The organism is Streptomyces sp. NPDC020801, from assembly GCF_044334385.1.
GTDB lineage: Bacteria > Actinomycetota > Actinomycetes > Streptomycetales > Streptomycetaceae > Streptomyces.
In genome coordinates this window covers 989,961-1,014,201 of sequence record NZ_JBIRST010000001.1, presented here as the reverse complement: position 1 = coordinate 1,014,201, position 24,241 = coordinate 989,961, and the positions used below count along the sequence as shown (strand labels likewise).

Below are 24,241 nucleotides of genomic sequence, written 5' to 3'. Positions count from 1 at the left end.
TGAGGGCGCCCCCTGTGACAGGGGGCGCCCTCAGCTGTGTGCGGCTCCCGGACGGGCTTGTGCGGAGACTCAGTCGGTCGTGTACACGTGCATGCCGGGCACGTGCAGGTTGCCGCCGAACTGGGCCGCCTGCACCACGTGGACCTTGGTGAAGTAGATCAGCGGGATGTTCAGCGGGGGCGGGCTGTCCGGGCTGAACGTGACCGGGATCAGGCCGAGCAGGTTGCCGGAGATGCTCTCGGTGTACATCACCGTGTCACCGCCGGTGATGGTGGACTTCGAGCCCTTGGCCGCCTGCACGTGGTACGTCTTGCCGGCCTGCTTGTCCTTCACCGTCTGGTGCAGGTCACCGATGTCCGTACCATCCGATATGACGTACTTCAGAACCTTCTTGACGGTGCCGTTGGCGGTCCTGACCTCGACGACGCCCTTGTAGTCGGCGCCCTTCAGCGTCAGCGAGCTGGCGTCCAGGTACCACGGGTCGTCCGCCAGGGGCACCTTGTTGTCGACGCCGCCCTGGGCGTCGGTGGCCGCCGGGCAGTTCTGCGGGTCCGTGCTCGAACTCGCGGACGGGCTGGGCGAGGCGGTGGCCGTGCCGGCGGTGGCCTTGACCGTCTTGGTGGTGTCCTCGGCCGCTTTGGAGGCCGTGTCGGTCACGCTCTTGACGGTGTCGCCGGCCGTTTTGGTGACCTTGCCCACGGTGTCCTTGAGGGCGCCGGTCGCGCTCGTGCCGGAGGAAGTGCCGCCGCCCGAGGCGTCCTTGGTCGCGCTCGCCGAAGGCGTCGCGGAGGCGGACGGGGTGGCGTCGGATCCCGCCGACGAGCCGGAGCCGGAACTCGACTGGCCACCGGTGAGGATGTTCCCGATGGTGTCGCCGATGGCGCCCAGCAGGCCGCCGCCGCTGCTCGCGGTCGCCGACGGGGTCGGCGTGGCGGTGTCGCCGGAGCCCGAACTGCCCGACTTCCTCCCCGAGTCCGTCGCGGACGGCGTGGGCGTGGCCTTGTCGCCGGAACCTGAATCCGGCGAAGAGGTCGTGTCCGAGGAGCCGGACGAGCCCGAAGAGGTCTTGCCGGAGGAGGGCGTCGCCGACGGGGTCGGTTCCGCCGAGCCGCCCTTGGTCGAGTCACTGGCACTCGCGGAGGCGGACGGCGTGGGCGAGGCCGAGGACTTGCCCTGGGACCCGTCGAGCGCCGCCACGCAGTTCTTGTACTCGTCGGCCGTCAGGGTGTTGGACGACGTCGACGAGCCGTTGTTGCTGTCGGCGAGGGCGAGCGTCGACGTGAAACCCATCCCCATGAGGACGGCCGTCGGCATCGCCGCCATCGCCATCGCCTTGCCGGCCGGCATGTGGAACCTGGTGAACAGCGGCTTCTTGGGTGCCGCGTGGCGCGGCCCGGTTCTCACACGGGACTCGTCCACATCAGTCCCGTGGGTCACCTCGTCAGCCGGCACTGTGCCTCCCGTTCGCCCCGTTGGCCGGGCTCGTTCCTGACAGGTCGTTCGACTCGCTCACCGTGTCCGCGTCCGCCGCCTTGTCGAGCGAGGTCCCGGGAGCGCCGCCCCGGCCCGTGGCGTCCTCCACGGCACCCTCGGCCGCGGGGGGCACGCCCGGCGCCCAGGCCACGGCCATCGCACCGCCGATGAGGGCGAGCAGGAAGCCCATGACGAAGCCGCCGAAGTTGGACACGGGGATGGACACCAGACCCAGCAGGATCGCCGCGACACCCGCGAAGACCCGGATGTGCTCCTGGAACCAGAGGCTGATGCCGAGGACGACGAGCAGCACACCGATGATCAGGGACCCGGCTCCCGCGGTCGTCGCCATCGCCAGGGTCAGGTGGCCGACCTGGAGGTGGGCGTACGGGAAGTACATGATCGGAAAGCCGGCGAGCAGGACGAACAGACCGGCCCAGAACGGACGCGTGCCCCGCCAGGCGCGGAACTGCAGCCTCCGGCGGCTGAACTGGCCGGGTACGGCAGGAGTCTCGGCGCTCATGGAAAACAGCTCCCTGGTACGGCGTTGCTGTGGTGAGGGGTGGTACTTCGATGGTGTGGGGGGTGTGTGAAGAAGCGGAGGGAAGGTGGACGGGCGGGGGCGCCGATCGGCTCCCCCGCCCGTCACCGAGTGCCTAGAAGCACTCCTTGGCACCTGTCGCCAGCGACATCTTCAGGCCGCTGAGCTTGAAGGTTCCGGCGGTGGTCGCCCACGCCGTCTGCTTCACGTCGGTCAGCGTGGCCGAGTCGGCCTGCTGGGCGAACCCGTAGGGGTTGGCCTGCTCGCCGCCGCCCTTCATGCCCGGACCCTTGCCGGCGTCCTTGGCGGCAACACCGATGTCGATGTTGTTGAAGGTCGCGTCGGCGTTGAGGTCGGCGACGTCGATGTAGAGCTTGTCGGCCTCTACCGGCTTGTCACCGCCGCCCGCCTTCAGGATCAGGCTCACCGAACCGAAGAACGGGACGTTCGGGGTGACGACGGACTGGCACAGGTTGGTGATCTTGGCGCTGTTGAACGCCGAGACCGCGACCGGGTGAGCCGTCTTCTGACCGTCGAGGGTGTACCCCGAGTCGATCGCGCCGTACTGCTCGAAGCCGTCGCCGACCAGCTTGTCGGCCGACACCTTGAACGACTGACCCGAGACGCTGAACGACGCGGCGAGAGCGCCCTGCGCCAGGGCCACGCCTATCGCTGCCGTGGCGGCCACGCTGGGCACCATGACCACAGCGAACCGCTTCCATCTGGTCCCGCCACGCACCTGGGACTCCATATTTCCTCCTTCTCGGACGTACATCTCCTGGCCTCGGCTCGCCCTCGTGACGGCGGCTCGGCCGGGCAGGGATGGGAGAAGTGCTACGTCCTCGGGAAGGAGAGCGCCCGCGCTCGGTGGCGCGAACCGCGCCCGAATCACCGGCGATCACCCCCGAGCGACAACCACTGGTCGCGCCTGACACGCATCACGCACAACCCTGCTGGACAGGCTTCGCCGGCCGGCGAAGACCCCCCTGTCCAAGAGCCGGCGCCACTGCCGCCGGCTCTGCTCGGTGGGGACCCAGACGCCCCGCGCCCCGACCGGATGTCGGGTACGGGAATGGACCGAGCGTCGCCGATCGTGGTGCATTCTCGCCGCCCGCACAAGGGGGTTCGTTACTCGCTAGTAACGGCCGGATAACCGGGAACCGACTGGGCGGTCTCGAACGGCGACGCTGGGTGGCAGCAAGAGGGAGGACAAAACTGTTGATCATTGGACGGAATGGGGCAGAATCACGCCCTCGGCTTACTCCCAGTAACAGCGGCCGCGATTACCAAGATTTGGTAAAGCGCGGCCGCTCTGGGGCCCCGTCGGCAAATCTTTCACTCGGGCATCACATGCCCTTGCGTTTAGCGACTGGTCAGCTCAACGGCCGTCGCCCGGCTCAGAACAGCGCCCGCGCCAGCGCCCGGCGCGCTCCCGTCACCCGTGGGTCGTCGGCCCCGACGACCTCGAACAGCTCCAGCAACCGAAGCCGTGCAGCGTCCCGGTCGTCACCGGCCGTGCGCCGCACGGTCTCGATGAGCCGGCCGAACGCGTCCTCCACGTGCCCACCCACCAGGTCCAGGTCGGCGGCGGCGATCTGCGCCTGCACGTCGGCCGGCTTCTCGGCCGCCTCCTGGCGCACCTTCTGCGGGTCCAGGTTCTGCACTCGCTGGAGCAACTCGGCCTGGGCGAGACCCAGTTTGGCCTCGGGGTGGGCCGGGTCGTCGGCCAGCACATTCCGGTACGCCTGGACGGCGCCGCCCAGGTCACCGGCGTCCAGCGCCTGCGCGGCCGCGTTCAGCAACGACTCGTAGGGGCCGGCCGGGGCCTGTGCGGGCGCCTGGCCGCCCGGCTGGGCGTCCGGGTCGACGGCCAGGCCGGTCAGGCCGAAGCGCTGCTCGGCGACCTGCACCAGCTGGTCCAGCGTCTGCCGGATCTGCGCCTCGGCGGCGGCACCCTGGAACAGGGGCAGGGCCTGGCCGGCGACCACCGCGAAGACGGCCGGGATGCCCTGGACCCCGAACTGCTGCATCAGCAACTGGTTGGCGTCGACGTCGATCTTGGCGAGGAGGAAGCGCCCGCCGTACTCGACGGCCAGCCGCTCCAGGACCGGGCTCAGCTGCTTGCAGGGCTGACACCACTCGGCCCAGAAGTCGATGACGACCGGCACCTCGGCCGAGCGCTGCAGGACGTCGCGTTCGAAGGTGGCCTCGTCGACGTCGATGACGAGGTCGGCCGGGGAGATCGCCCCCGCACCGCCCTCCCGGGCCGCTTGGGCGCGCGCCTGCTCCGCCTTCGCCTTGGCCTCCTGGGCCGCCTTCACCGCGGCGAGGTCGACGACTCCGCTCATGGACATGTTCCGTGGCTGCATGCGTCTATCCTCCCCCGTTCTGCGCGCACATGTGTAAGGCGGTGTACGGTTCGGCGCCGGGTCCCCACCGGGCGCCGTGTGATGCCGGTGCGTGGTAGTGCTTCGTGGTCGTCACTCGGGCACGAGCAGGACCGCCCGTGCTTTCGATACGACCCGTAGCGTAATGGCACGGAGTGCCCTCGCGAAACCACGCCCCGGTGATCTCCCTCACGACTGCACGGGAACGGCCGGTTATGGTCAGGGAATGCAGAGCCGCACCCCCACCGCCCGCGCCGGCCGCCCGCGCAGCGCCGCCGCGGACGCGGCGATCCTGGCCGCCACCCGGGCGGCCCTGGTCGAGCTGGGCTGGTCCAAGCTCACCCTGGGGGACGTGGCCACCCGTGCGGGCGTCGCGAAGACCACGCTGTACCGCCGCTGGGCCGGCAAGAACGAGCTGGTCGTGGACGCGGTGGCCGAGCTCTTCGACGAGCTCCGCCTCCCCGACCGCGGCAGCCTCGCCGCCGACATCGAGGGCGTGGTCCTGCAGTTCGCGGCGATCCTGGCCCGCCCGGAGGCCAAGAGCGGCCTGATGGCGGTCGTCGCCGAGTCCACCCGCGACGACGCGCTGCGGGAACGTATCCGCGCCTCGATCGTGGACCGCCAGAAACGGCTGGTTCTGGAGGGCCGGGCCCGCGCCCAGGCCCGCGGCGAACTCCCTCCGGAACCGGATCCCGGGGAGGCGGCCCGCACGGCCGACCTGATCTTCGACGTAGTGGCGGGCGCGGTCGTCCACCGCACCCTGGTCAGCGCGGAACCGGCGGACGAGGACTGGGTACGGAGTCTCACCCGGATCCTGCTGACCGGGCTGGCGGCCGGCGGTCCGTTCTGGGGTCCCACCCCGCGCGAGGAGCCCGGGGCAGATTGAGGACGAGGCCGTTCGGGCCGGTGGCGGTCAAGGGGCGGAGCCCCCTGGCAGGGGCGAAGGGACGCAGCCCCGTGGCGGAGCAGAAGAGGCGCAGCCCCGTGGCGGAGCAGAAGAGGCGCAGCCCCCGGAGAAAGGGGCGGTCCCCTGGAAGAAGGGACCGGCGGGGGGCGAGGAGATCCCCCGCCCGCTCCGATCCCGTCGCCTCAGAACCCGGCGGGCTCGGTGTACACCCCCCACTCGTCGCGCAGCACCCCGCAGATCTCTCCGAGCGTGGCCTCGGCGCGCACCGCGTCGAGCATGGGCTCGATCATGTTCGAGCCGTCGCGCGCCGCGGCGAGCATGGCGTCCAGCGCCGAGCGCACGGCCGCGTCGTCGCGCCCGCCCTTGCGCTCGCCGAGCACCCGCACCTGCTCCCGCTCCACCTCGTGGCTCACCCGCAGGATCTCCAGATCCCCGGTCACGGACCCGGTGTGGACGTTGACGCCGACGACGTTCTTGTCGCCCTTCTCCAGTGCCTGCTGGTACCGGAAGGCGCTCTCGGCGATCTCGCCCGTGAACCACCCGTCCTCGATCCCCCGCAGGATCCCGGACGTGATCGGCCCGATCGGGTGCTGTCCGTCGGGGTGCGCCCGCAGCCCCCGCTCCTTGATCTGCTCGAAGATCTTCTCCGCGTCCGCCTCGATCCGGTCCGTCAGCTGCTCGACGTACCACGAACCGCCCAGCGGATCGGCGACGTTGGCGACCCCGGTCTCCTCCACCAGCACCTGCTGGGTGCGCAGCGCGATCTCCGCGGCCTGCTCGCTGGGCAGCGCGAGGGTCTCGTCGAGGGCATTGGTGTGCAGCGAGTTGGTGCCGCCCAGTACCGCCGCGAGCGCCTCGACGGCCGTCCGCACCACGTTGTTGTACGGCTGCTGGGCGGTCAGCGAGACGCCGGCGGTCTGCGTGTGGAAGCGCAGCCACTGGGCCTTGTCGGACTTCGCGCCGTAGACGTCCCGCATCCAACGGGCCCAGATCCGGCGCGCCGCGCGGAACTTGGCGATCTCCTCGAAGAAGTCCACGTGCGCGTCGAAGAAGAAGGACAGTCCGGGCGCGAAGACGTCCACGTCCAGTCCGCGGCTGAGCCCCAGCTCGACGTATCCGAAGCCGTCGGCGAGCGTGTACGCCAGTTCCTGCGCGGCGGTGGCCCCGGCCTCACGGATGTGGTAGCCGGAGACCGACAGCGGCTTGTACGCGGGGATACCGGCCGCGCAGTGCTCCATCAGGTCACCGATCAGCCGCAGATGCGGCTCGGGCTGGAAGAGCCACTCCTTCTGGGCGATGTACTCCTTGAAGATGTCCGTCTGCAGTGTGCCGTTGAGGACCGAGGGGTCCACGCCCTGGCGCTCGGCGGCCACCAGGTACATGCAGAAGACGGGGACGGCCGGCCCGCTGATCGTCATCGACGTGGTGACGTCACCGAGGGGGATGTCCTTGAACAGGACCTCCATGTCGGCCGCGGAGTCGATGGCCACGCCGCAGTGCCCGACCTCGCCCAGCGAGCGCGGGTCGTCGGAGTCGCGGCCCATGAGCGTCGGCATGTCGAAGGCGACCGACAGTCCGCCGCCGCCGGCCGCCAGGATCATCTTGTAGCGCTCGTTGGTCTGCTCGGCGTTGCCGAATCCGGCGAACTGCCGGATGGTCCACGTGCGCCCCCGGTAGCCGGTCGGATACAGCCCGCGGGTGAAGGGGTACTCACCGGGCCAGCCGATCCTTTCGAAGCCCTCGTACCTGTCCCCGGGCCGGGGCCCGTACACCGGCTCCACGGGGTCGCCGGAGAGCGTGGTGAAGTCTGCGTCGCGCTTGCGTGCGGCGTCGTACCGGGCCTGCCAGCGTCGGCGGCCCTCCTCGATGGCGTCAGCGTCCATGCTTCGAATTTACTAGGACGTCCTAGTAAATGTCGACGGGTGACCGCCGTACGTATTCCGGTACGGCGGTGCGGACGCCCCCCCAGGCGCCTGTTACGCCTCGACGACCGCGGGCGCGGCGTCCACGACCCCGGCCCCGAGCTCGCGGGTCACCCTGCGCTCCACGAAGAAGGCGGCGGTCGGGATGGTCCCCGCCAGCAGCACCCACAGCTGCTTGCCGACCGGCCACTTGGCCTTGGAGCCCAGGTCGAAGGCGAAGACCAGGTAGATGACGTACAGCCAGCCGTGCGCGATGCCCACGACGCGGGTGAAGTCCGCCGCGCCGTTGATGTCGAGCACGTACTTGGCGATCACGCCGAGGGTCAGCAGGACCAGCAGCACACCGGTGACGTAGGCCATGACGCGGTAGCGGGTCAGCACGCTCTTCTTCATGCGGAAGAGCGTAACCGCCCGTTCCGGGAGATCTTGTCCCGGGTCGCCCTCCTGTGGGGTGCCGCCCGCTCAGTCCTCGTCGAAGTCGTGCGCGGAGACGCGCAGCGGCCGCAGCATGGCGAAGATCTCCGCGCACTCCTCGGCGTCGTAGGCCCCGAGCCCGAAGTCCATCGCCATCAGGTCCCGGGTGGCCGCCTCGACGACCTCGCGGCCCTTGCCGGTGATGACGGCGAGGGTGCCGCGCCCGTCGTTGGGGTTGGGGCGCTTGGCCACCAGACCCGACTTCACCAGGCGGTCCACCGTGTTGGTCACGGAGGTGGGGTGCACCATGAGCCGCTCGCCGATCTTGGACATCGGCAGCTCGCCGGCCTTGGAGAAGGTGAGCAGCACCAGGGCCTCGTAGCGCGCGAACGTCAGCCCGTACGGCTTGACCACCGCGTCGACCTCGGCCAGCAGGATCTGGTGGGCGCGCATGATCGAGGTGATGGCCGCCATGGACGGCACGTTTCCCCAGCGCTGCTTCCAGAGCTCGTCGGCACGGGCGATGGGGTCGAAGGGGAGACTGAGGGGCTTCGGCACGTCACCAGACCCTACCGGTCGGTCATATGGTGGTCAGCCCTGTCTCGCCTTTCGGTCGGCGGGACGGCCACAACGGCGGCCGGGCGGGCGCAGTGGTCACTCCCGCGGCCGCGGGGGTTGCTCCGTCCACCGCGACAGGTGCCTCTCGACCGTCTCCACCTTGGCGGTGAGGCCGTCCGTCACACCCGGCCGGATGTCCGCCTTCAGGACCAGGGAGACGCGGGGCGCACGGGCCTCGACCGCGGCCACGGCGCGCCTGACCACGTCCATGACCTCGTCCCACTCGCCCTCGACGGAGGTGAACATCGCGTCGGTCCGGTTGGGAAGGCCGGACTCCCGGACGACCCGGACGGCGTCGGCGACGTACTCTCCCACGTCCTCACCGACGCCCAGCGGGGTCACGGAGAAGGCGACGATCATGCGTTCACGATCCCCTCGCGGCGGGCGCGGGAGGCGATCACGGCGTCCTCGGCCTCGCGCTTGAGCCTGCGCTCGGCGAAGAAGCCGCCGGTCGGCAGGACCGAGAGGACGAAGTAGAGGGCGGCGGTCCGCAGGGACCACTTGACGCGGTTCCAGGCGTCCGCCCAGAAGATCACGTACAGGATGAACAGAACGCCGTGGATCGAGCCCATCACGGGCACCGCGTTGAAGTCCGTGGTCCGCTTCAGGACCGAGCAGACCAGCAGGAGGATGAAGGACACCGCCTCCGGGGCGGAGACCAGGCGGAGACGGCGGAGGGCGGTGGCGGTCTTGATGTCCACGGGTCACCTTCGGTGGGGAGAAGGACGGGCGAGGCGCTGGGAGCGCCTGCGCTTGTGAATGCGGGCACAAACGTCGGCCCCATTGTGGCAAATCCTCGGGCCGGTGTTTCCCAGGGGTGCGGTCAGGGTCGTTCTCCACCCGTGGGACCTGTCCGCCTCCCCCCGTCCGCCGCTACCTTCGCTGCGTGGCGATGTTCCGACTCCAAGGCAGCAAGGTGCTCGCCGTCGACATGACCGGGGACGCCGTGAAGGCGAAGAACGGCTCGATGGTCGCGTACGACGGGCAGATGAACTTCAAGAAACTGACCGGTGGCGGTGAGGGGCTCAGGGGGATGGTGACCCGGCGGCTCACCGGCGAGCAGATGACCGTGATGGAGGTGCGGGGGCAGGGGACCTGCTGGTTCGCCGACCGCGCCTCCGAGATCAATCTCGTCCACCTCCAGGGGGACAAGCTGTTCGTCGAGTCGAGCAATCTGCTCGCGACCGACGCGGGGCTCAGGACGGGGACGACCTTCACCGGGCTGCGCGGGGCCTCGCAGGGCAACGGGCTGTTCACGACCACCGTCGAGGGGCACGGGCAGGCGGCGATCCTGTCCGACGGGCCGGCGGTGGTGCTCAGGGTCAGCTCGCAGTACCCGCTGATCGTCGACCCGGGGGCGTACATCGCCCACCAGGGGAACGTGCGGCAGTCCTTCCAGTCGGGCGTGACCTTCCGCACCTTCCTCGGCGAGGGCGGCGGGGAGGCCTTCCAGATCCGGTTCGAGGGGGACGGGCTGGTGTACGTCCAGCCGAGCGAGCGGAACACGATCGCGGGGGACGTGTGAGATGACCTTCCGAGAGATCAACTCCAAGATGGTCGAGGCGACGGTCCTGCCCGGCCGGCGGCTGTTCAGCCAGCGGGGCGCCATGCTCGCCTACAAGGGCGAGGTCTCCTTCACTCCCAGCATCCAGGGCGGCCAGGGCGGTCTGATGTCCATGATCGGGCGCCGGGTCGCGGGCGAGGCGACGCCCCTGATGAGCGTGGAGGGCAGCGGCACCGTCTTCTTCGGGCACGGCGGCCATCACGTCCAGGTCATCGACCTGACGGGCGACACGCTGTACGTCGAGGCGGACCGCCTGCTCGCCTTCGAGGGCACCCTCCAGCAGGGCACGATGTTCATGGGCTCACAGGGCGGGGTGATGGGCATGGTCCGGGGGCAGGTCACGGGCCAGGGGCTGTTCACGACCACCCTCAAGGGGCACGGCTCGGTGGCGGTCATGGCGCACGGCGGCGTCTTCCAGATCCCGATCACCCCGCAGCGCCCGGTGCACGTCGACCCGCAGGCCTACGTCGCCCACCACGGCGACGTGCGCAACAAGCTGTCCGCCGCCCTGGGCTGGCGCGACATGGTCGGGCGCGGCTCCGGGGAGGCCTTCCAGCTGGAGCTGAGCGGCAGCGGTGCGGTCTACGTCCAGGCCTCGGAGGAGAAGCTGTGAGCGCGTACGGAACACCGGGCGCGGGGCCCGTGGTGTACGACCCGATGACCCTGCCGGTCGACGACAACGTGAACAAGTACACCTTCTGCGTGGAGCTCAAGGGGAGCCAGTGGTTCCTGCAGAAGGGGAAGATGATCGCCTACTACGGGGCGATGGAGTTCAACGGCGTCGGGCACGGCCGGCTGGACCGTCTGGTGCGCACCTCGTTCCATTCGCCTCTGCACGCGAGCGACTGGGTCGTGGCGGAAGGCTCGGGCAAGATGCTGCTCGCCGACCGGGCCTTCGATGTCAATTCCTATGACCTGGACGACGGCAATCTGACCATTCGCTCGGGCAACCTGCTCGCTTTTCAGCCAAGTCTCGCACTCAAGCAGTCGATCGTGCCGGGCTTTCTGACCCTCATCGGAACCGGAAAGTTCGTGGCCGCGTCTAACGGGCCGGTGGTGTTCATGGAACCCCCGATCCGGGTGGATCCGCAGGCACTCGTCGGCTGGGCCGACTGCCCCTCCCCGTGCCATCACTACGACCACGGGTACATGGCAGGTGTAATGGGCGGTCTACGTGCGATGACGGGCCTCGGCGGAGCCTCCGGGGAGGAGCACCAGTTCGAGTTCGTGGGAGCCGGCACGGTCCTGCTGCAGTCGACCGAGACCCTGATGGCCGAGCAGGCCACGGGGGTGCTCCCGAACGAGCCCGGTGTGCCCGGCGGTGGAGGGGTGTCCGGAAGCCACGGACAGCAGGCCGGCGTACCGCGCCTTCCCGGACAGCTGGGTGACCTCCAGCGTCGCTTCGGGCTGTGAGCGGTAGTCTGCGGAGTGTGACGGCTCGAACGCGTGCGCACCGTCATGGCACCCCTCACTAGTTCGCCTTTCAACTTTTTAGGTAGACTTCATTCATGGAGACCGAGACGGCCACGCGCTGGCTGACCGATGCGGAGCAGTGCGCCTGGCGCACCCACCTGGAGGTCAACAGGCTGTTGACGTACCAGCTCGAAAAGGACCTGCAGCCGTTCGGCCTGACAATGAACGACTACGAGATTCTGGTGAATCTCTCCGAGTCGGAGGACGTACGGATGCGGATGAGCGACCTCGCGTCCGCCACCCTCCAGTCCAAGAGCCGCCTCTCGCACCAGATCACGCGCATGGAGAACGCGAACCTGGTGCGCCGTGAGAACTGCGAGTCCGACCGCAGGGGCCTGTACGCGGTCCTCACCGAGCACGGCATGGAGACCATGCAGAAGGTCGCGCCGCATCATGTGGCGTCCGTGCGCAGACACTTCATCGATCTGCTGGAGCCCGAGGCGCTGACGGAGCTGGACAAGGCGCTGAAGCCGATCGCCGAGCATCTGCGGGGGCAGCGCGGCAGGCCGTGAATCACGCGGCAGCGGCAGTGGCGCCTCCCCCGTGCTCAGCGCCTGGGAGGTGCCCTCGGGGCGGCACGGGTGGGCGCTTCGTCTGCGACCTGATCCACCGGAGCGGGCCCCGGCGCCGCCACCGGCCCACAGCGCGGCGGGCGGGGACCCTTCCAGGGTCCCCGCCCGCCACTTTCCTGGTCGTCAGGCCTTGGTCAGGCCCGCCACCAGTTCGTCCGCCGCCCGGTAGGGGTCCAGCTCGCCCGAGACGATGCGCTCGGCCAGGGCGCTGAGCCGGCGGTCGCCGTGGAGGTCGCCGATGCGCTCACGCAGGGCGGTGACCGCGATCGTCTCCACCTCGCGGGCCGCGCGGGCGCGGCGGCGCTCCGCCAGGACGCCCCGCTCCTCCATCCACGCCCGGTGCTTCTCCAGCGCCTCGACGACCTCGTCGATGCCCTCGGCTCGCGCCGCCACCGTCTTGACGATGGGCGGACGCCAGTCGCCGGGGCCGCGGGACTCGCCGAGGCCGAGCATGTGATTCAGCTCGCGGGCCGTGGCATCGGCGCCGTCGCGGTCGGCCTTGTTGACCACGTAGACATCACCGATCTCCAGGATGCCCGCCTTGGCCGCCTGGATGCCGTCGCCCATTCCGGGGGCCAGCAGCACCACCGAGGTGTCCGCCTGGGAGGCGATCTCCACCTCGGACTGGCCGACACCGACGGTCTCGACCAGGATCACGTCGCAGCCGGCCGCGTCCAGCACCCGGATCGCCTGCGGGGCGGCCCAGGCGAGGCCGCCCAGGTGGCCCCGGGTGGCCATGGAACGGATGTAGACGCCGGGGTCCGAGGCGTGCTCCGACATCCGGACCCGGTCGCCGAGCAGCGCCCCGCCGGAGAAGGGCGAGGACGGGTCGACGGCCAGGACACCGACCCTCTTGCCCTGCTTGCGGTACGCCGTCACCAGCGCCGACGTGGACGTCGACTTGCCCACGCCGGGGGAACCCGTCAGACCTACGACGTACGCGTTGCCGGTCAGCGGAGCGAGTGTCCGCATGACCTCCCGCAACTGCGGGGACGCCCCCTCCACCAGGGAGATCAGCCGGGCCACGGCCCGCGGCCGGCCTTCCCTGGCCTGGGCCACCAGAGAGGAGACGTCCTGCATCACAGCTCCGTTCACGTGATCCGCGTCCGCTGTCGCCGCACGCGGAAGGTCGTACGAGAGAGGTCGGTCGGAAAAGAGGCTTACGCCTTCGGTACCCGGACGATCAGCGCGTCACCCTGGCCGCCGCCACCGCACAGCGCGGCCGCGCCGACGCCGCCGCCCCGCCGCTTCAGCTCCAGCGCCAGGTGCAGCACGAGCCGGGCGCCGGACATCCCGATCGGGTGACCCAGGGCGATCGCGCCGCCGTTCACGTTCACCTTTTCGGTGGACACGCCGAGGTCCTTCATTGACTGCACGGCGACCGCGGCGAAGGCCTCGTTGATCTCGATGAGGTCCAGGTCGGAGACCTCCAGGCCCTCCTTCTTCAGGGCGTGCAGGATCGCGTTGGACGGCTGCGACTGCAGGGAGTTGTCCGGGCCCGCCACATTGCCGTGGGCGCCGATCTCGGCGATCCAGTCCAGGCCCAGCTCCTGCGCCTTGGCCTTGCTCATCACGACCACGGCCGCCGCACCGTCCGAGATCTGCGAGGCGGAGCCGGCGGTGATGGTGCCGTTCTTGGCGAAGGCCGGGCGCAGCTTGCCCAGGGACTCCGCCGTGGTTTCGCCGCGGATGCCCTCGTCCTTGCTGAACAGGACCGGGTCGCCCTTGCGCTGCGGGATCTCGACCGGGGTGATCTCGGCCTCGAAGATGCCGTTCTTCTGCGCGGCCGCGGCCCGCTGGTGCGAGAGCGCCGCGATCTCGTCCTGCTCCGGGCGGGCGATGCCCAGGCGGGTGTTGTGCTTCTCCGTCGACTCGCCCATGGCGATGCCCTCGAAGGAGTCGGTCAGGCCGTCGTGGGCCATCGCGTCGAGCATCTCGATGGCGCCGTACTTGAAGCCCTCGCGGGACTTCGGGAGCAGGTGGGGGGCGTTGGTCATGGACTCCTGGCCGCCCGCGACGACCACGTCGAACTCACCGGCGCGGATCAGCTGGTCGGCCAGCGCGATCGCGTCGAGGCCGGACAGGCACACCTTGTTGATGGTGAGCGCCGGGACGCTCATCGGGATGCCCGCCCTGACCGCGGCCTGACGGGCCGGGATCTGCCCCGCCCCGGCCTGCAGCACCTGGCCCATGATCACGTACTGCACCTGGTCGCCCCCGATCCCCGCACGGTCCAGGGCGGCCTTGATCGCGAAGCCGCCGAGGTCGGCTCCCGAGAAGGACTTCAGCGAGCCCAGCAACCGCCCCATGGGCGTACGCGCGCCCGCGACGATCACCGAGCTGTTCGTACCGGAAGTTCCAGAAGACATGAGCTGCGATCCCCTTACCGGCCTGCACAGCCGAGGAGTGAACGAGGGTTTACTTCGAATGTACTGAGGGGTAGACCACCCCGTCATCGGGCCGTCGGTGTGATCGCGCGCACGTTGCGTAACCACCATCGTGGCGCTGCACTGAATCCATGCTGACGCGAATCGACCACATCGGGATCGCCTGTCACGACCTCGACGCGACCGTCGAGTTCTACAGGGCCACCTACGGCTTCGAGGTGTTCCACACCGAGGTCAACGAGGAGCAGGGCGTGCGGGAGGCCATGCTCAAGATCAACGAGACGTCCGACGGAGGGGCTTCCTACCTGCAGCTTCTCGAGCCGACCCGCGAGGACTCCACCGTCGCGAAGTGGCTCGCGAAGAACGGCGAGGGCGTCCACCACATCGCCTTCGGCACGGCGGACGTCGACGCGGAGGCCGCGGACATCCGCGACAAGGGCGTACGCGTTCTGTACGAGGAGCCGCGACGCGGCTCCATGGGGTCACGGATCACCTTCCTGCACCCCAAGGATTGTCACGGTGTCCTGACAGAACTGGTCACTTCGGCGCCTGTTGAGTCGGCTGAGCACTGACCCTCGTACATAAGGGCCGGTAGGGTTGGGGGCGGTCGTCCCTCGAGCGGGGGACGTCCGCTTTCCGGGGTCCGGGTTTCGGGGGACGAGCGTCGGGGCAGCAGCCCATGCTCCGTCGTTGATCTGACACCATTCCCCCGGGGGCCCCGTTCGGCGGATGGACGGAGCTCGTTTGGACAGGCTTGCGACCAGGGGACGGATGGGACCGCGCAGTGCGGGGCTACGAACGCCAGGAGCGAGAGCCGGCGGCTGACGTCGACCACCTCTCTCGGTTCGAGGCCGAGATGGAGCGGCTGAAGACCGAGCGGGAAAAGGCGATCCAGCACGCCGAGGACCTCGGCTACCAGGTCGAGGTGCTGCGCGCCAAGCTGCACGAGGCGCGCCGCACCATCATGTCCCGGCCCGCCTACGACAGCGCCGACATCGGCTACCAGGCCGAACAGTTGCTGCGCAATGCGCAGATGCAGGCCGACCAGCTCCGCGCGGACGCCGAGCGCGAGCTGAGCCAGGCCCGGGCGCAGACCCAGCGCATCCTCCAGGAGCACGCCGAGCAGGCCGCGCGTCTGCAGGCGGAGCTGCACACCGAGGCCGTCAGCCGCCGTCAGCAGCTCGACCAGGAACTCGCCGAGCGCCGGCAGACCGTCGAGTCGCACGTCAACGAGAACGTGGCGTGGGCCGAGCAGCTGCGCGCCCGCACCGAGCAGCAGGCCCGGCGCCTGCTCGACGAGTCCCGTGCGGAGGCCGAGCAGGCCATGGCCGCCGCCCGCGCGGAGGCCGAACGGCTGACCGCCGAGGCCCGGCAGCGGCTGCAGAGCGAGGCCGAGTCGGCCCGCGCGGAGGCCGAGCAGCTCCTGCGCCGTGCCCGCACCGACGCCGAGCGGCTGCTGAACGCCGCCTCAAGCCAGGCGCAGGAGGCCACCGACCACGCCGAGCAGCTGCGCTCCTCCACCGCCACCGAGTCGGACGCCGCCCGCCGCCAGGCCACCGAGCTGAGCCGGGCCGCCGAACAGCGGATGGCCCAGGCCGAGGAGGCGCTGCGCAAGGCGCAGACCGAGGCCGAGAAGCTGGTCACCGAGGCCAAGGAGGCCGCGGCGAAGGCGCTCTCCAGTGCCGAGTCCGCCAACGAGCAGCGCACGCGCACCGCCAAGGAGCAGGTCGCCCGGCTGGTCGAGGAGGCCACCAAGGAGGCCGAGAACACCAAGTCCGAGGCCGAGCAGCTGGTCGCGGACGCCCGCGCCGAGGCGGAGAAGATCGTCGCGGAGGCCGCCGAGAAGGCCCGTACGATCACCGCCGAGGAGAGCGCGACCCAGCTGTCCAAGGCGGCCAAGACCGCCGAGGACGTGCTGAACAAGGCGGCCGAGGACGCCAGGAACACCACCAAGGCCGCGGCCGAGGAGGCCGAGCGGATCCGCACCGAGGCCGAGGCCGAGGCCGACCGGCTGCGCGCCGAGGCGCACGACATCGCCGCACAGCTCAAGGGCGCGGCGAAGGACGACACCAAGGAGTACCGCGCCAAGACGGTCGAGCTGCAGGAGGAGGCCCGCCGGCTGCGCGGCGAGGCCGAGCAGCTGCGGGCCGACGCGGTCGCCGAGGGCGAGAGGATCCGCGCCGAGGCCCGGCGCGAGGCCGTGCAGCAGATCGAGGAGGCGGCCAAGTCCGCCGAGGAGCTGCTGGCCAAGGCCAAGGCCGACGCCGACGAGCTGCGCTCCATCGCCCAGACCGACAGCGAGAAGGTCCGCACCGAGGCCATCGAGCGGGCCACCGCCCTGCGCCGGCAGGCCGAGGAGACCCTGGAGCGAACCCGCAAGGAGGCCGAGCGGCACCGCGCGGAGGCGGACGAGCAGGCCGAATCGATCAAGGCGGACGCCGAGCGGGTCGCGCGCGAGCTGCGCGAGGAGACCGAGCGGGCGGTCGCTGCCCGGCAGAGCGAGGCAGCCGAGGAGCTCACCCGGCTGCACACCGAGGCCGAGCAGCGGCTCGCCGCCGCCGAGCAGGCGCTGACCGACGCCCGCGAGGAGGCCGCGCGGATCCGCCGGGAGGCCGCCGAGGAGAGCGAGCGGCTGCGCGGCGAGGCCGCCGAGCGCATCCGGACGCTCCAGCAGCAGGCGGAGGCCGAGGCCGAGCGGCTGCGCACCGAGGCCGCCTCGGACGCGTCCGCCTCCCGCGCGGAGGGCGAGGCCGTCGCCGTACGGCTGCGGTCGGAGGCCGCCGCCGAGGCCGAGCGGCTCAAGGCGGAGGCACAGGACACCGCCGACCGGGTCCGCGCCGAGGCGCAGGCCGCCGCCGAGCGGCTGGGCACCGAGGCGTCCGAGACGCTGGCCGCCGCCCAGGAGGAGGCCGCCCGGCGCCGCCGCGAGGCCGAGGAACTCCTCGGCTCCGCGCGCGCCGAGGCCGACCAGGAGCGCGAGCGGGCCCGCGAGCAGAGCGAGGAGCTGCTCGCCTCCGCGCGCAAGCGCGTGGAGGAGGCGCAGGCCGAGGCCACCCGGCTGGTGGAGGAGGCCGACCGGCGCGCCACCGAGATGGTGTCGGCCGCCGAACAGCACGCCCAGCAGGTACGGGACTCCGTCGCCGGGCTGCACGAGCAGGCGCAGGAGGAGGTCACCGGACTGCGCTCGGCCGCCGAGCACGCGGCGGACCGCACCCGCCGGGAGGCCGAGGAGGAGGCGGACCGGGTCCGCGCCGACGCCTACGCCGAGCGGGAGCGGGCCAGTGAGGACGCGTCCCGGCTGCGCCGCGAGGCGCAGGAGGAGACCGAGGCCGCCAAGGCGCTCGCGGAGCGCACGGTGTCCGAGGCGATCGCGGAGGCCGAGCGGGTCCGCGCGGACGTCGCCGAGCACGCCCAGCGGGTGCGCACCGAGGCCTCCGACACCGTCGCGCGGGCCGACCAGGACGCCACCCGCACCCGCGCGGAGGCCCGCGAGGACGCCAATCGCATCCGGTCGGAGGCGGCGACCCAGGCGGACGCCCTCATCAGCGAGGCGCGGTCCGAGGCGGAGCGGCTGCAGACCGAGACGATCAACGAGGCCGACCGGCTGCGCGCGGAGACCGTGGACGAGACGGACCGGCTGCGGGCGGAGACGGCCGCGGAGGCCGAACGGGTCCGTGCCGAGTCCGTCGCCAAGGCCGAGCAGCTGATCTCGGACGCCACGGGCGACGCGGAGCGGCTGCGTGCCGAGGCCGCCGAGACCGTCGGCTCCGCGCAGACCCACGCCGAGCGGATCCGCAGCGAGTCCGAGCGCGTCAGGGCCGCGTCGGAGGCGAAGGCCGAGCAGCTGGTGACGGCCGCCCGCGAGGAGGCCGAGCGGACGCTGGACGAGGCCCGCAAGGAGGCCAACAAGCGGCGCTCGGAGGCGGCCGAGCAGGTCGACAAGCTCATCACGGAGACCACGGCCGAGGCCGACAAGCTGCTCACCGAGGCGCAGACGACCGCGGTCAAGACGAAGGCGGACGCGGAGTCCCAGGCCGACACGATGGTGGGCGCGGCCCGCAAGGAGGCCGACCGGATCCTGTCCGAGGCGACCGTCGAGGGCAACACGGCGGTGGAGAAGGCCCGTACGGACGCGGACGAGCTGCTCGTCGGTGCCCGCCGGGACGCCACCCAGATCCGGGAGCGCGCGGAGGAGCTGCGCGAGCGCCTGACCGCCGAGATCGAGGAGCTGCACGAGCGGGCCCGCCGCGAGGCCGCCGAGACGATGAGGTCGACGGGCGACCGCTGCGACGCGCTGATCAAGGCCGCCGAGGAGCAGCTGGCCAAGGCCCAGGCCAAGGCCAAGGAGATCGTCTCGGAGGCGAACTCCGAGGCGGGCAAGGTGCGTATCGCCGCGGTGAAGAAGGCCGAGGGGCTGCTCAAGGAGGCCGAGCAGAAGAAGGCGACGCTCGTGAGGGAGGCCGAGGAGCTCAGGGCCGAGGCGATCCGCGAGGCCCGGGCCACGGTCGAGGAGGGCAAGCGCGAGCTGGAGGTCCTGGTGCGCAGGCGCGAGGACATCAACGCCGAGATCTCACGGGTCCAGGACGTCCTGGAGGCACTGGAGTCCTTCGAGGCCCCGTCGGCCCCGAAGGACGGCGGCGTCAAGGCGGGCGCGACGGTGGGGGCACCCCGTTCGGGCGGCAAGGCGTCAGACGGCTAGCCTGAAGGGGGAATTCCGGGTTTTTGGGAGGGCTTGCCCGAGTCGTTGGCAAGCTCTCCGACGGTCAGCCACTCAAAAGAGGTGTCATTCTCCAGATCAAACACGTATCCGCTCGATGACACACCGCTTCGGCCCCTAGGATTCCATCCATCACCTCACCGGTCTCATTCGACAGGAACCCCATGAGCGACACTTCCCCCTACGGCTTCGAGCTTGTGCGGCGTGGGTACGACCGCGCTCAGGTGGACGAACGTATCTCCAAGCTCGTCTCCGACCGTGACAGCGCTCTTTCCCGCATCACCGCTCTGGAGAAGCGCATCGAGGAGCTCCACCTCGAAACGCAGAACGCCCAGGCCCAGGTCACCGACGCAGAGCCGTCGTACGCGGGTCTCGGCGCGCGGGTCGAGAAGATCCTCCGCCTCGCCGAGGAAGAGGCCAAGGATCTGCGTGAGGAGGCCCGGCGCGCGGCCGAGCAGCACCGCGAGCTCGCCGAGTCGGCGGCCCAGCAGGTCCGCAACGACGCGGAGTCGTTCGCCGCGGAGCGCAAGGCCAAGGCCGAGGACGAGGGCGTCCGGATCGTCGAGAAGGCCCAGGGCGAAGCCTCTCAGCTGCGGGCCGACGCGCAGAAGGACGCGCAGTCCAAGCGCGAGGAGGCGGACGCCCTCTTCGAGGAGACCCGCGCCAAGGCCGCGCAGGCCGCCGCCGACTTCGAGACGAACCTCGCCAAGCGCCGCGAGCAGTCCGAGCGCGACCTGGCCTCCCGTCAGGCCAAGGCGGAGAAGCGGCTCGCCGAGATCGAGCACCGCGCCGAGCAGCTGCGCCTGGAGGCGGAGAAGCTGCGCACCGACGCCGAGCGCCGCGCCCGCCAGACGGTGGAGACGGCCCAGCGCCAGGCCGAGGACATCGTGGCCGACGCCAACGCCAAGGCGGACCGCATCCGTTCGGAATCCGAGCGCGAGCTGGCGGCCCTCACCAACCGCCGCGACTCGATCAACGCCCAGCTGACCAACGTGCGCGAGATGCTGGCGACCCTCACCGGTGCCGCGGTGGCCGCCGCGGGCACGCCGGCCGAGGACGAGCCGATCTCCCGTGGGGTTCCGGCCCAGCAGTCCCGGTAACCGCCGGACGCGAGGAGCCGGCAGCGGCTGAGCATCGCACAGAGCCCCCCGCCACTGAAGTGGCGGGGGGCTTTGTGCCGTTTTAGCGTGGCCGCATGATCGAGCTCGAGGGGCTGACCAAGCGGTACGGCGAGAAACTGGCGGTCAACAACCTCACCTTCACCGTAAGACCGGGCACCGTGACGGGCTTCCTGGGGCCCAACGGCGCCGGGAAGTCCACGACCATGCGGATGATCCTCGGTCTCGACCACCCCACCTCCGGCGACGTCCGCATCGACGGCCGCCACTACCACGAGCTCCAGGACCCGCTGACGTACGTCGGCGCCCTGCTGGACGCGAAGGCCGTGCACGGCGGGCGCAGCGCCCACAACCATCTGCTCTGCCTGGCCCAGAGCAACGGCATCCCGGCCGCCCGTGTGCACGAGGTCCTCGACACCGTGGGCCTGACCGCGGTCGCCGGGAAGAAGGCGAAGGGGTTCTCGCTGGGTATGAGCCAGCGGCTCGGCATCGCGGCAGCGCTGCTCGGCGATCCGCGGATCCTGATGTTCGACGAGCCGGTCAACGGTCTGGACCCCGAGGGCATCCACTGGATCCGCGGCCTGATGCAGTCGCTGGCCTCCCAGGGCCGTACGGTCTTCGTCTCCTCCCACCTGATGAGCGAGATGGCGCTGACCGCCGAGCACCTCGTCGTCATCGGACAGGGCCGGCTGCTGGCCGACACCTCCATGGCCGACTTCATCGAGCGCAACTCCCGCTCCGGCGTCCGTATCCGCACCCCCGACCGCGAGCGGCTGCTCGACGTGCTGCACGGCGCGGGGATCACGGTCGTCGAAACCGGCGGCGGGCTGCTGGAGGTGGACGGCGGCAAGCCGGAGCGCATCGGGGAGCTGGCCGCACAGCACCGCGTCGTGCTGCACGAGCTGAGCAGCAGGCAGTCGTCGCTGGAGGATGCGTTCATGCGGCTGACGGCGGAGTCGGTGGAGTACCACGCGCACGCGGAGCAGGCACCCGCCCGGCCGTGGGGCGCCGAATGGAAGAAGGAGGTCTGAGCCATGGCGGCGACCCAGGTCATCAGGTCGGAGTGGACCAAGATCCGGTCGGTGGCGTCCACGGTGTGGACGCTGTCGCTGGCGGTGGTCGTCACCGTCGCGCTCGGCATGCTGATCTCGGCGCTGACGAAGAACCAGTTCGGCGACATGCCCACGCGCGAGCGGCTCTCCTTCGACCCGACCTTCGTCAGCTTCGCCGGTATGACGCTCGGCCAGCTGGCGCTGGTCGTGTTCGGTGTGCTGGTGGTGTCCAACGAGTACAGCACCGGCATGATCCGCACCTCGCTCGCCGCGGTCCCGCGGCGCGGCGCCTGGCGGGCAAGGTGGCCGTGGCGACCGGGCTCGCCCTGGTGGTGGGCATGGCCACCAGCTTCGCCGCGTTCTTCCTCGGGCAGGCGATGCTGGGGCCGCTGCGGACGACGCTCGGCGAGCCGGGTGTGCTGCGCGCGGTGATCGGGGGCGGCCTCTACATGGCCCTCATCGCGATGTTCTCGATGGGCGTCGCCGTGATGCTGCGCTCGCCGATGCTGTCGCTGGGCATCCTGATGCCGTTCTTCTTCCTGATCTCCAACATCCTCGGCAACGTCTCGGCGACCAGGAAGGCCGGCCAGTTCCTGCCCGACCAGGCCGGCAGCCGGATCATGCAGGTGGTCCCCCGGGTCGGCGACGGCACCCCGTACGGGCCCTGGGGCGGCCTCGGCATCATGGTGCTGTGGGTGATCGCGGCGCTCATCGGGGGTTACGCGCTGTTGCGCAAAAGGGATGCCTAGGGACCGGAAGCGATCACCTGCCGGCGACCGCAGGGTTTTACTTTCTTTTGGGCGGAACCGTCAGCGCCCGGATATCCTCCTAACCCTTACGGGGGCGTGTGCCCCGCTGACCTGAACCTTTCGATGGGTGCGGAGCATGATCGAGGCAGTCGGCCTGACCAAGCGCTATGGCGACAAGACCGCCGTGTACAACCTCTCCTTCCAGGTGCGCCCGGGCGCCGTCACCGGCTTCCTGGGGCCCAACGGCTCGGGCAAGTCGACGACCATGCGGATGATCCTCGGCCTGGACAACCCCACCGCGGGCTCCGTGACCATCGGCGGCTACCCGTACCGCAGACTGCCCAACGCGCCCCGCCAGGTGGGCGCGCTGCTGGACGCCAAGGCCGTGCACGGCGGCCGGTCCGCACGCAGCCACCTGCTGTGCCTGGCGCAGCTGTCGGGCATCCCGGCCCGCCGGGTCGACGAGGTGCTCGGGGTCGTCGGTCTGCAGGACGTGGCGAAGAAGCGCTCCAAGGGCTTCTCGCTCGGCATGGGCCAACGGCTCGGCATCGCCGCCGCGCTGCTGGGCGACCCGCAGGTGCTGCTCTTCGACGAGCCGGTGAACGGTCTCGACCCCGAGGGCATCCTCTGGGTTCGCAATCTGATGAAGTCCCTGGCGGCGGAGGGACGGACCGTGTTCGTCTCCAGTCACCTCATGAGCGAGATGGCGCTGACCGCCGACCACCTGATCGTCATCGGACGCGGGCAGCTGCTCGCCGACATGAGCGTGAGGGACTTCATCTCCGCGAACTCCGCGGACTTCGCCCGCGTCCGCACCCCCGACACCGAGCCGCAGCTGCGGGAGAAGCTCACCTCCGCGCTGACCGAGGCGGGCGGGCACGTGCTGCCCGAGCAGGACGGCGCGCTGCGCGTCACGGGGCTGCCGTTGCCCCGCATCAGCGACCTCGCGCACGAGGCGGACGTACGCCTGTGGGAGCTGTCGCCGCACCAGGCCTCGCTCGAGGAGGCGTACATGCGGATGACACAGGCGGCCGTCGACTACCGCTCCACCATCGACCAGAAGGCCGGGCTGATGCAGCCCCTGCCGCCGGGCGTCCAGCCGCCCATGCCGGTCCCGGGCCAGGGGCAGCCCGGCTGGTACGCACCGCCGCCGCCGCAGGAGGGCGGTCAGCCGTTCGCGGCGCCGCACGGCGTGCCCGGGCAGCCGGGGCAGCCGGCACAGCCGGCCGCGGGCCCCTACGGCGTTCCGGGCACGGGCTCCTACGGCGCTCCGGGCGCGGGTCAGCCGCATCCCCACGGTGCTCCGGCGGGCGGGCCGAACCCCTACGCGCAGGCCGCTCCCCCGGCCCCGCAGATGCCCGCCCCGGCGGCACCCGCGACCCCGCCCGCCGCTCCCCGGGACGCGGCTTCGTCCGCCCCTGCCCCCGCCCCCGCCGACTCCACCAAGCCCGAGGACGCCCGATGAGCACGCCCCAGCCCCCCGTGTCGCAGGCAGCGCCGACCTGGCAGGCGGCGCCCGGTTCCGCGCTCCCCACCTACACCTCGCCGATCCCCGTGGTCCGTACGCACCTCGGGCACGCCCTCGCGTCGGAGTGGACGAAGATCAAGTCGGTGCGCTCCACGATGTGGACGCTCGGCGTGTTCGTCCTGCTGGTGATCGGGATCGGCCTGCTGACCGGCGTGGTGGTCGTCAACTCCTCGTCGGAGCTGTCGGGCGAGGAGAACCCGCTCTCGCTGGGCTTCTTCGGGCTGCTGCTCGGCAGCATCTGCGTGATGACGCTCGGCGTGCTGACCACGGCCTCGGAGTACGGCACCGGCATGATCCGCACCACCATGACGGCGTGCCCCAGCCGCGGACGGGTGCTCGCGGCGAAGGCGCTCGTGTTCTTCCTCGTCGCGTTCACGGTCACCCTGGTGTCCACCGCCCTGGTCGCCTTCACGCAGACGGCCATGCTCAACGGCAGCGGCGCCCGGCAGCCCACCGGCGGGGAGTGGTTCAAGGCCACGGTCGGCGTCAGCCTCTACATGGCCCTGCTCGGCCTGCTCTCCCTCGTCATCGGCTCGATCCTGCGCCACTCGGCCGGCGCCATCACCATCATGATCGGCGTGGTGCTCGCCCCGCTGGTGATCGCGCTGTTCATGTTCACGCAGTCGCTGGAGAAGGTGCGCACCGCGCTGTTCGAGTACTCGATCCCGAACCAGCTGAGCGTCTTCTACTCCAACTCCCTGAGCCGATCCGGCCCGTCTGGCTGGGACCCGCTGTGGATCATCGTGGGCGTGACGGCCGTCGCCTCCGCCGGCGCCTGGGCGCTGCTGCAGAAGCGGGACGTCTGACCGGCCGGAAGCC

The 24,241-nt window shown here is 70.8% G+C and carries 22 protein-coding genes and 1 pseudogene; 12 read left to right on the top strand and 11 right to left on the bottom strand.

Translation table 11 applies throughout. The features are described from left to right. Window positions 1-69: 69 nt before the first annotated feature. The 4 genes from ACH4UM_RS04750 to ACH4UM_RS04735 form a co-directional block, all read right to left on the bottom strand. On the bottom strand, window positions 70-1,452 hold the full coding sequence (locus tag ACH4UM_RS04750; protein WP_398173490.1) for a hypothetical protein: 1,383 nt from the start codon (window positions 1,450-1,452) through the stop codon (window positions 70-72). After that, on the bottom strand, window positions 1,442-1,996 hold the full coding sequence (locus ACH4UM_RS04745) for a DUF6114 domain-containing protein (protein WP_398173488.1): 555 nt from the start codon (window positions 1,994-1,996) through the stop codon (window positions 1,442-1,444). Before ACH4UM_RS04745 ends, ACH4UM_RS04750 begins: the two co-directional genes overlap by 11 nt. A 133-nt stretch (window positions 1,997-2,129) precedes the next feature. Beyond that, window positions 2,130-2,765 (bottom strand): DUF6230 family protein, encoded by a 636-nt coding sequence (locus ACH4UM_RS04740; RefSeq protein WP_398173486.1) that lies wholly within the window; start codon window positions 2,763-2,765, stop codon window positions 2,130-2,132. A 646-nt stretch (window positions 2,766-3,411) separates the two neighbouring features. Further along, window positions 3,412-4,383 (bottom strand): tetratricopeptide repeat protein, encoded by a 972-nt coding sequence (locus ACH4UM_RS04735; RefSeq protein ID WP_398173484.1) that lies wholly within the window; start codon window positions 4,381-4,383, stop codon window positions 3,412-3,414. Between the two features lie 244 nt (window positions 4,384-4,627). On the opposite strand from ACH4UM_RS04735, the gene ACH4UM_RS04730 reads away from it, so the two are divergent. Beyond that, a complete protein-coding gene (locus ACH4UM_RS04730; protein ID WP_398173482.1) occupies window positions 4,628-5,287 on the top strand; it encodes a TetR/AcrR family transcriptional regulator in 660 nt (219 codons plus the stop codon). 203 nt (window positions 5,288-5,490) lie between these two features. On the opposite strand, the gene ACH4UM_RS04725 is transcribed toward ACH4UM_RS04730, so the two are convergent. The 5 genes from ACH4UM_RS04725 to ACH4UM_RS04705 form a co-directional block, all read right to left on the bottom strand. Then, on the bottom strand, window positions 5,491-7,191 hold the full coding sequence (locus ACH4UM_RS04725; RefSeq protein WP_398173480.1) for a methylmalonyl-CoA mutase: 1,701 nt from the start codon (window positions 7,189-7,191) through the stop codon (window positions 5,491-5,493). A 93-nt stretch (window positions 7,192-7,284) separates the two neighbouring features. Then, window positions 7,285-7,623, bottom strand: a complete 339-nt coding sequence (locus ACH4UM_RS04720; protein WP_398173478.1) for a DUF3817 domain-containing protein — start codon at window positions 7,621-7,623, stop codon at window positions 7,285-7,287. 69 nt (window positions 7,624-7,692) lie between these two features. Beyond that, the gene (locus tag ACH4UM_RS04715) at window positions 7,693-8,202 is read right to left on the bottom strand and encodes a MarR family winged helix-turn-helix transcriptional regulator (protein ID WP_398173476.1); all 510 of its coding nucleotides are present in this window, start codon (window positions 8,200-8,202) and stop codon (window positions 7,693-7,695) included. Window positions 8,203-8,298: 96 nt separating this feature from the next. Beyond that, window positions 8,299-8,622 carry an MTH1187 family thiamine-binding protein gene (locus tag ACH4UM_RS04710; RefSeq protein ID WP_398173474.1) on the bottom strand — a complete coding sequence of 108 codons (324 nt, stop codon included), beginning with the start codon at window positions 8,620-8,622 and terminating at the stop codon, window positions 8,299-8,301. After that, window positions 8,619-8,963 carry a DUF3817 domain-containing protein gene (locus ACH4UM_RS04705; RefSeq protein ID WP_398173472.1) on the bottom strand — a complete coding sequence of 115 codons (345 nt, stop codon included), beginning with the start codon at window positions 8,961-8,963 and terminating at the stop codon, window positions 8,619-8,621. The genes ACH4UM_RS04710 and ACH4UM_RS04705 overlap by 4 nt, the downstream gene beginning before the upstream one ends. A 191-nt stretch (window positions 8,964-9,154) precedes the next feature. On the opposite strand from ACH4UM_RS04705, the gene ACH4UM_RS04700 reads away from it, so the two are divergent. From ACH4UM_RS04700 to ACH4UM_RS04685, 4 genes are all read left to right on the top strand, one after another. Beyond that, window positions 9,155-9,787, top strand: a complete 633-nt coding sequence (locus tag ACH4UM_RS04700; protein WP_398173616.1) for an AIM24 family protein — start codon at window positions 9,155-9,157, stop codon at window positions 9,785-9,787. A 1-nt stretch (window position 9,788) separates the two neighbouring features. Further along, window positions 9,789-10,439, top strand: coding sequence for an AIM24 family protein (locus ACH4UM_RS04695; RefSeq protein WP_398173470.1), 651 nt, complete (start codon window positions 9,789-9,791; stop codon window positions 10,437-10,439). Next, window positions 10,436-11,239, top strand: a complete 804-nt coding sequence (locus ACH4UM_RS04690) for an AIM24 family protein (RefSeq protein ID WP_398173468.1) — start codon at window positions 10,436-10,438, stop codon at window positions 11,237-11,239. Before ACH4UM_RS04695 ends, ACH4UM_RS04690 begins: the two co-directional genes overlap by 4 nt. A gap of 95 nt (window positions 11,240-11,334) precedes the next feature. Beyond that, window positions 11,335-11,811 (top strand): MarR family winged helix-turn-helix transcriptional regulator, encoded by a 477-nt coding sequence (locus ACH4UM_RS04685; protein ID WP_398173466.1) that lies wholly within the window; start codon window positions 11,335-11,337, stop codon window positions 11,809-11,811. A 183-nt stretch (window positions 11,812-11,994) separates the two neighbouring features. Here ACH4UM_RS04685 and meaB read toward each other — a convergent pair whose 3' ends face one another. Then, window positions 11,995-12,951 (bottom strand): methylmalonyl Co-A mutase-associated GTPase MeaB, encoded by a 957-nt coding sequence (gene meaB / locus ACH4UM_RS04680; RefSeq protein ID WP_398173464.1) that lies wholly within the window; start codon window positions 12,949-12,951, stop codon window positions 11,995-11,997. 80 nt (window positions 12,952-13,031) lie between these two features. Then, window positions 13,032-14,240: an acetyl-CoA C-acetyltransferase gene (locus tag ACH4UM_RS04675; RefSeq protein ID WP_398173462.1), complete on the bottom strand. Its 1,209-nt coding sequence runs from the start codon at window positions 14,238-14,240 to the stop codon at window positions 13,032-13,034. 149 nt (window positions 14,241-14,389) lie between these two features. Here ACH4UM_RS04675 and mce point away from each other — a divergent pair, with 149 nt between their 5' ends. The 7 genes and pseudogenes from mce (at window position 14,390) to ACH4UM_RS04640 (ending at window position 24,228) form a co-directional block, all read left to right on the top strand. After that, complete coding sequence (mce, locus tag ACH4UM_RS04670) at window positions 14,390-14,830, top strand: methylmalonyl-CoA epimerase (RefSeq protein ID WP_398173460.1); 441 nt, start codon at window positions 14,390-14,392, stop codon at window positions 14,828-14,830. A gap of 212 nt (window positions 14,831-15,042) precedes the next feature. Further along, window positions 15,043-18,957 (top strand): polarized growth protein Scy, encoded by a 3,915-nt coding sequence (gene scy, locus ACH4UM_RS04665; RefSeq protein ID WP_398173458.1) that lies wholly within the window; start codon window positions 15,043-15,045, stop codon window positions 18,955-18,957. A 182-nt stretch (window positions 18,958-19,139) separates the two neighbouring features. Then, entirely contained in the window at window positions 19,140-20,075 is a 936-nt protein-coding gene (locus ACH4UM_RS04660; RefSeq protein WP_398173456.1) for a cellulose-binding protein, read from the top strand. Between the two features lie 95 nt (window positions 20,076-20,170). Next, window positions 20,171-21,124 carry an ABC transporter ATP-binding protein gene (locus ACH4UM_RS04655; protein ID WP_398173454.1) on the top strand — a complete coding sequence of 318 codons (954 nt, stop codon included), beginning with the start codon at window positions 20,171-20,173 and terminating at the stop codon, window positions 21,122-21,124. Between the two features lie 3 nt (window positions 21,125-21,127). Beyond that, a pseudogene (locus ACH4UM_RS04650) lies at window positions 21,128-21,894 on the top strand (ABC transporter permease). A 136-nt stretch (window positions 21,895-22,030) separates the two neighbouring features. Continuing rightward, window positions 22,031-23,359 (top strand): ABC transporter ATP-binding protein, encoded by a 1,329-nt coding sequence (locus ACH4UM_RS04645; protein WP_398173452.1) that lies wholly within the window; start codon window positions 22,031-22,033, stop codon window positions 23,357-23,359. Further along, complete coding sequence (locus tag ACH4UM_RS04640; RefSeq protein WP_398173450.1) at window positions 23,356-24,228, top strand: ABC transporter permease; 873 nt, start codon at window positions 23,356-23,358, stop codon at window positions 24,226-24,228. The genes ACH4UM_RS04645 and ACH4UM_RS04640 overlap by 4 nt, the downstream gene beginning before the upstream one ends. The last annotated feature ends 13 nt before the right edge of the window (window positions 24,229-24,241 follow it).

Excerpts from the sequence above, each read along its gene's own strand:
- ACH4UM_RS04745 (WP_398173488.1), bottom strand. The coding sequence starts at position 1,996 with ATGAGCGCCGAGACTCCTGCCGTACCCGGCCAGTTCAGCCGCCGGAGG.
- ACH4UM_RS04740 (WP_398173486.1), bottom strand. The coding sequence starts at position 2,765 with ATGGAGTCCCAGGTGCGTGGCGGGACCAGATGGAAGCGGTTCGCTGTG.
- ACH4UM_RS04735 (WP_398173484.1), bottom strand. The coding sequence starts at position 4,383 with ATGCAGCCACGGAACATGTCCATGAGCGGAGTCGTCGACCTCGCCGCG.
- ACH4UM_RS04730 (WP_398173482.1), top strand. The coding sequence starts at position 4,628 with ATGCAGAGCCGCACCCCCACCGCCCGCGCCGGCCGCCCGCGCAGCGCC.
- ACH4UM_RS04725 (WP_398173480.1), bottom strand. The coding sequence starts at position 7,191 with ATGGACGCTGACGCCATCGAGGAGGGCCGCCGACGCTGGCAGGCCCGG.
- ACH4UM_RS04720 (WP_398173478.1), bottom strand. The coding sequence starts at position 7,623 with ATGAAGAAGAGCGTGCTGACCCGCTACCGCGTCATGGCCTACGTCACC.
- ACH4UM_RS04710 (WP_398173474.1), bottom strand. The coding sequence starts at position 8,622 with ATGATCGTCGCCTTCTCCGTGACCCCGCTGGGCGTCGGTGAGGACGTG.
- ACH4UM_RS04700 (WP_398173616.1), top strand. The coding sequence starts at position 9,155 with ATGTTCCGACTCCAAGGCAGCAAGGTGCTCGCCGTCGACATGACCGGG.
- ACH4UM_RS04695 (WP_398173470.1), top strand. The coding sequence starts at position 9,789 with ATGACCTTCCGAGAGATCAACTCCAAGATGGTCGAGGCGACGGTCCTG.
- ACH4UM_RS04685 (WP_398173466.1), top strand. The coding sequence starts at position 11,335 with ATGGAGACCGAGACGGCCACGCGCTGGCTGACCGATGCGGAGCAGTGC.
- meaB (WP_398173464.1), bottom strand. The coding sequence starts at position 12,951 with ATGCAGGACGTCTCCTCTCTGGTGGCCCAGGCCAGGGAAGGCCGGCCG.
- ACH4UM_RS04675 (WP_398173462.1), bottom strand. The coding sequence starts at position 14,240 with ATGTCTTCTGGAACTTCCGGTACGAACAGCTCGGTGATCGTCGCGGGC.
- mce (WP_398173460.1), top strand. The coding sequence starts at position 14,390 with ATGCTGACGCGAATCGACCACATCGGGATCGCCTGTCACGACCTCGAC.
- ACH4UM_RS04660 (WP_398173456.1), top strand. The coding sequence starts at position 19,140 with ATGAGCGACACTTCCCCCTACGGCTTCGAGCTTGTGCGGCGTGGGTAC.
- ACH4UM_RS04655 (WP_398173454.1), top strand. The coding sequence starts at position 20,171 with ATGATCGAGCTCGAGGGGCTGACCAAGCGGTACGGCGAGAAACTGGCG.
- ACH4UM_RS04645 (WP_398173452.1), top strand. The coding sequence starts at position 22,031 with ATGATCGAGGCAGTCGGCCTGACCAAGCGCTATGGCGACAAGACCGCC.
- ACH4UM_RS04640 (WP_398173450.1), top strand. The coding sequence starts at position 23,356 with ATGAGCACGCCCCAGCCCCCCGTGTCGCAGGCAGCGCCGACCTGGCAG.